4 protein-coding genes are annotated in these 5,508 nt (G+C 72.5%); all 4 read left to right on the forward strand.

Annotated features, from left to right (window positions below):
• The coding region (locus GT042_RS08760; RefSeq protein ID WP_161308144.1) for a resuscitation-promoting factor at positions 1-1,188 on the forward strand (1,188 nt) is incomplete at its 5' end.
• Positions 1,189-1,314: 126 nt separating this feature from the next.
• The gene (gene rsmA / locus GT042_RS08765) at positions 1,315-2,241 is read left to right on the forward strand and encodes a 16S rRNA (adenine(1518)-N(6)/adenine(1519)-N(6))-dimethyltransferase RsmA (protein ID WP_161308145.1); all 927 of its coding nucleotides are present in this window, start codon (positions 1,315-1,317) and stop codon (positions 2,239-2,241) included.
• The gene (locus GT042_RS08770; protein ID WP_161308146.1) at positions 2,238-3,146 is read left to right on the forward strand and encodes a 4-(cytidine 5'-diphospho)-2-C-methyl-D-erythritol kinase; all 909 of its coding nucleotides are present in this window, start codon (positions 2,238-2,240) and stop codon (positions 3,144-3,146) included. Before rsmA ends, GT042_RS08770 begins: the two co-directional genes overlap by 4 nt.
• 139 nt (positions 3,147-3,285) lie before the next feature.
• Positions 3,286-5,112: an ABC-F family ATP-binding cassette domain-containing protein gene (locus GT042_RS08775; protein ID WP_161308147.1), complete on the forward strand. Its 1,827-nt coding sequence runs from the start codon at positions 3,286-3,288 to the stop codon at positions 5,110-5,112.
• The last annotated feature ends 396 nt before the right edge of the window (positions 5,113-5,508 follow it).

Genomic DNA, 5,508 nt, shown 5'->3' on the forward strand with positions numbered 1-5,508 from the left:
GCCCGCCACTCCTCCCACCGCCGCAGACGCCCCACGCCGCCGCCCCCGCACCTCCCGCAGAGCGAAAACACGGAGGCGGCCCCCCACCACCCCACCGCCAGGAACCTCCGCCGCCTCGTCCCCCAGGCCCTCGTCGTCGCCTTCCTCGCCGGCGGCACCTCCGCCTTCGTCGCCAACGACAAGGCCGTCGAGCTCAGCGTCGACGGCGTCCCCCGCACCATGCACACCTTCGCCGACAACGTCGCGGAGCTGCTGGCCGACGAGGGCGTCACCGTCGGCGCGCACGACATCATCGCCCCCGCGCCCGGCGCCGAGCTGGCCAGCGGCGACGAGGTCGTCGTCCGCTACGGCCGCCCCGTCCTGCTCACCCTCGACGGCCACCGCCGCCAGGTGTGGACGACGGCCCGCACGGTCGACGGAGCCCTGCGCCAGCTGGGCGTACGGGCGGAAGGCGCGTTCCTGTCCGTCTCGCGCTCGTCCCCGATCGCCCGGCACGGACTGGCCCTCGACGTACGGACCGAACGCGCCGTGACCTTCATGGCCGACGGCCGCGAGCGCACGATCCGTACCAACGCGGCTACCGTCGGCGAGGCCCTCGCCCAGGCAGGCATCACCCTGCGCGGCCAGGACACCACCTCCGTCGCGCGGGACAGCTTCCCGCGCGACGGCCAGACGGTCACGGTGCTGCGCATCACCGGCCGCGAGGAGGTACGGGAGGAGGCGATCCCGTACGACACCGTCACGACCCGGGACGCCTCGCTCTTCCAGGGCACGGAGGTCGTGGACCGGCAGGGACGGCAGGGGGCGCGCCGGATCACGTACGCGCTGCGGACCGTCAACGGCGTACGGCAGAAGCCCCGCAGGCTCCACGACGAGATCGTCCGCGAGCCGGTCACCCAGCGGGTCAGGGTCGGTACGAAGGAGATGCCGAGGTCCGTCGCGGGCGCGGACGGCCTGAACTGGAGCGGGCTGGCCGCCTGCGAGTCCGGCGGGCGCCCGGGGGCGGTCGACGCGTCGGGGAACTACGGCGGGCTCTACCAGTTCGACACGGGGACCTGGCGGTCGCTGGGCGGCAGCGGGCGCCCGCAGGACGCCCCGGCGGCGGAGCAGACGTTCCGCGCGAAGAAGCTGTACGTACAGCGGGGCGCGAGCCCGTGGCCGCACTGCGGCCGGCGGCTCACGGGGTGACGGGGCGGAGGGGGCAGCGGGGCGTCGGGGGCGGAGGGGGCAGCGGGGAGACGGGATCGACAGGAGCGGGGCGTCGGGATCGACAGGAACGACGGGGGCGCCCCCGGTTGACCGTAGGCTTACCCGGTGAGCACCACTGAGCCACCGCCCGACACCTACGCCCTGCTGGGCCCCGCGGACATCCGTGAGCTGGCCGCGGCGCTGGGCGTACGCCCGACGAAGCAGCGCGGGCAGAACTTCGTGATCGACGCCAACACCGTCCGCAGGATCGTCCGCACCGCCGAGGTGCGCCCGGACGATGTCGTCGTGGAGGTCGGTCCCGGGCTCGGCTCGCTGACCCTGGCGCTCCTGGAGGTGGCGGACCGGGTGATCGCCGTCGAGATCGACGACGTCCTGGCGGGCGCGCTGCCCGCGACGGTCGAGGCCCGCATGCCGGCCCGCGCCGACCGCTTCTCGCTGGTGCACTCCGACGCGATGAAGGTCACGGAACTGCCCGGCCCGCCGCCGACCGCGCTGGTCGCGAACCTTCCGTACAACGTGGCCGTGCCCGTCCTGCTGCACATGCTGGAACACTTCCCGACCATCGAGCGGACGCTGGTGATGGTCCAGGCGGAGGTCGCGGACCGGCTGGCGGCCGGGCCCGGCAACAAGGTGTACGGAGTGCCGTCGGTGAAGGCCAACTGGTACGCGGGCGTCAAACGGGCCGGATCCATCGGCCGTACGGTCTTCTGGCCCGCGCCCAACGTGGACTCCGGCCTCGTCTCGCTGGTCCGCAGGGCGGAACCGGTGGCGACCTCGGCCTCCAGGACGGAGGTCTTCGCGGTCGTGGACGCGGCGTTCGCACAGCGCCGCAAGACCCTGCGCGCGGCCCTCGCGGGCTGGGCGGGCTCGGCCCCGGCGGCGGAGGCGGCCCTGGTGGCGGCGGGGGTCTCGCCGCAGGCGCGCGGGGAGGGGCTGACGGTCGAGGAGTTCGCGAGGATCGCGGAGTCAAAACAACCCACGACGGACCCACAGCCACTCCAGCCCCCATCCCCGAAGGAGACAGACGCGTGAGCGTCACCGTACGAGTACCGGCGAAGGTCAACGTCCAGCTGGCCGTGGGCGCCGCACGCCCCGACGGCTTCCACGACCTGGCGAACGTCTTCCTCGCCGTGGGCCTCTACGACGAGATCACGGTCACCCCGGCCGACGAACTGCGCATCACCTGTACGGGCGCCGACGCGGCGAAGGTCCCCCTGGACAGCACCAACCTCGCGGCGCGGGCCGCGACGACCCTGGCGGCCCGCCACGGCATAGACCCCCGGGTCCACATCCACATCGACAAGGACATCCCGGTGGCGGGCGGCATGGCGGGCGGCAGCGCGGACGGCGCGGGCGCGCTACTGGCCTGCGACACGCTCTGGTCCCTCAACTCCCCCCAGTCGGAACTCCTCTCCATCTGCGCGGAGTTGGGCAGTGACGTACCGTTCAGCCTGCTGGGCGGCGCGGCCCTGGGCGTGGGCCGGGGCGAACAGCTGACCCCGCTCGCGGTGGGCGGGGCCTTCCACTGGGTGTTCGCGGTGGCGGACGGCGGCCTCTCGACGCCGACGGTGTTCCGTGAGTTCGACCGCCTCACGGCAGACAAGGACATCCCGCCCCCGGCCCCCGACCCGGCGCTCCTGGAAGCACTCCGCACCGGCGACGCGGTGGCCCTGGCCAGCACCCTCTCCAACGACCTCCAGCCCGCGGCCCTCTCCCTGCGCCCGTCCCTCGCGGCCACCCTCACGGCAGGCATGACGGCGGGCGCCCTGGCAGCCCTGGTCTCCGGCTCGGGCCCCACGACGGCGTTCCTGACGAAGGACGAGGACACAGCCACCCAGGTGGCCACCGCCCTCCACACCTCAACCACCTGCCACACAGCCCGCCCGGCCCCGTCCCCGTCCCCGGGCGCGACGGTCGTCCGCCGGACAGACGCCTAGCCCACCGCGGGGAGACGCGTTTTCCGGTACGGGGCGGCCGATCCACCCGGTGCGTGAGGGCGATCGAACGCTGCGCGCGGACCCGCCGGTCGCGACGACTACGCTGGGACGTCGATCCGTCCCCCCGTACAGGAGTGAAATGGCCGTCAATCTGGTCAATGTCGAAGCAGTCACCAAGGTGTACGGCACCCGTGCGCTGCTCGACGGTGTCTCGCTCGGCGTCTCCGAGGGGGACCGGGTCGGGGTCGTGGGGCGTAACGGGGACGGGAAGACCACCCTGATCCGGTTGCTGTCCAAGCTGGAGGAGACCGATTCCGGGCGTGTCACGCACAGTGGCGGGCTGCGGCTCGGGGTGCTCACGCAGCATGACTCACTCGATCCCGGGGCCACCGTCCGGCACGAGGTCATCGGGGATCTCGCCGATCACGAGTGGGCCGGGAACGCCAAGATCCGGGACGTGCTGACCGGGCTCTTCGGCGGGCTGGACCTGCCCGGGTTCCCGCAGGGGCTCGACACCGTCATCGCGCCGCTCTCCGGTGGCGAGCGGCGGCGGATCGCGCTCGCCAAGCTGCTCATCGGCGAGCCGGACCTGATCGTGCTCGACGAGCCCACCAACCACCTCGACGTCGAGGGCATCGCCTGGCTGGCCAAGCACCTCCAGGCGCGGCGGTCCGCGCTCGTCTGCGTCACGCACGACCGGTGGTTCCTCGACCAGGTCTGCACGAAGATGTGGGACGTGCAGCGCGGGGCCGTGCACGAGTACGAGGGCGGTTACTCGGACTACGTCTTCGCCCGCGCCGAGCGCGAGCGCATCGCCGCCACCGAAGAGGTCAAGCGGAAGAACCTGGTCCGCAAGGAGCTGGCCTGGCTGCGGCGCGGCGCCCCCGCCCGTACGTCCAAGCCGCGCTTCCGGATCGAGGCCGCCAACGAGCTGATCGCCGACGTGCCGCCGCCGCGCGACACGTCGTCGCTGATGAAGTTCGCCAACGCCCGGCTCGGCAAGACCGTCTTCGACCTGGAGGACGTGACCGTCCAGGCCGGGCCGAAGGTGCTGCTCAGCCATCTGACCTGGCAGCTCGGCCCCGGCGACCGGATCGGGCTCGTGGGGGTCAACGGCGCCGGCAAGACCTCGCTGCTGCGCGCGCTCGCCGAGGCGTCCCGTACCCGCGGTGACGTCCAGCCCGCGGCGGGGAAGGTGACTGTCGGCAGGACCGTCAAGCTCGCCTACCTCTCCCAGGAGGTCGCCGAACTCAAGCCCACGCTGCGGGTGTTGGAGGCCGTGCAGCAGGTGCGGGACCGGGTGGACCTCGGGGGCGGGCGGGAGATGACGGCCGGTCAGCTCTGCGAGCAGTTCGGGTTCACCAAGGAGAAGCAATGGACCCCGGTGGGGGACCTGTCCGGTGGCGAGCGGCGCCGGCTCCAGCTGCTGCGGCTGCTGATGGACGAGCCGAACGTCCTCTTCCTCGACGAGCCCACCAACGACCTCGACATCGAGACGCTCAACCAGCTGGAGGACGTCCTCGACAGCTGGCCGGGCTCGATGGTGGTCATCTCCCACGACCGGTTCTTCATCGAGCGCGTCACCGACAAGGTCATGGCGCTGCTCGGCGACCGGACGCTGCGGATGCTGCCGCGCGGGATCGACGAGTACCTGGAGCGGCGCAGGAAGATCGCCGAGTCGGGCGCCCCGGGCGCTCCCGCCGCCACCCTGCCCGCCTCCGGCGGTGCGCCGGCCGCCGCCGCGCCCGCGTCGGCCAAGGACGACCGCGCGGCGAAGAAGGAACTCCAGAAGATCGAGCGCCAGCTCACCAAGATGTCCGACCGGGAGACCCTCCTGCACCAGCAGATCGCCGAGCACTCCACCGACTTCGAGAAGGTGGCGAAGCTGGACGCCGAGCTGCGCCAACTGATCGGTGAGCGCGACGAGTTGGAGATGCGGTGGCTGGAGCTCGCCGAGGACGCGTGAAAGCGGACGCGGGAAGCGGGCGCGCGCCGAGGTGCGCTGAGGCATAACGGGCGCGTCACGGGCCGGTTCTCCCTTGGGAACAGGGGAGGACCGGCCCGTTCCGTACACGCGTCCGAGTGATACAAAGAAGCCCCGCTCGACCGAAATGACGATGCGGAATCCATACCCGAACCGCTCCGTTCCGAGGGACCAGCCATCGGAACAGCGGGGGAGACCGGTCGGGCGTTGGGCCGTATACAGGGGACACAGGGGGAACGCGCTGATGACTCAGCCACCCGGGCAGCAGCCGCCGTCGCAGGAGCCGACTCCGCAGGAGCCGTCGCGGGAGCCGTCCCCGCAGGCGTCGCAACCGCCGCCGCAGCCACCGCAGATGCCGGCCGCGCCGCCCACCCCGCC

Origin of the sequence: Streptomyces sp. SID3212 (genome assembly GCF_009865405.1) — a bacterium.
GTDB lineage: Bacteria > Actinomycetota > Actinomycetes > Streptomycetales > Streptomycetaceae > Streptomyces.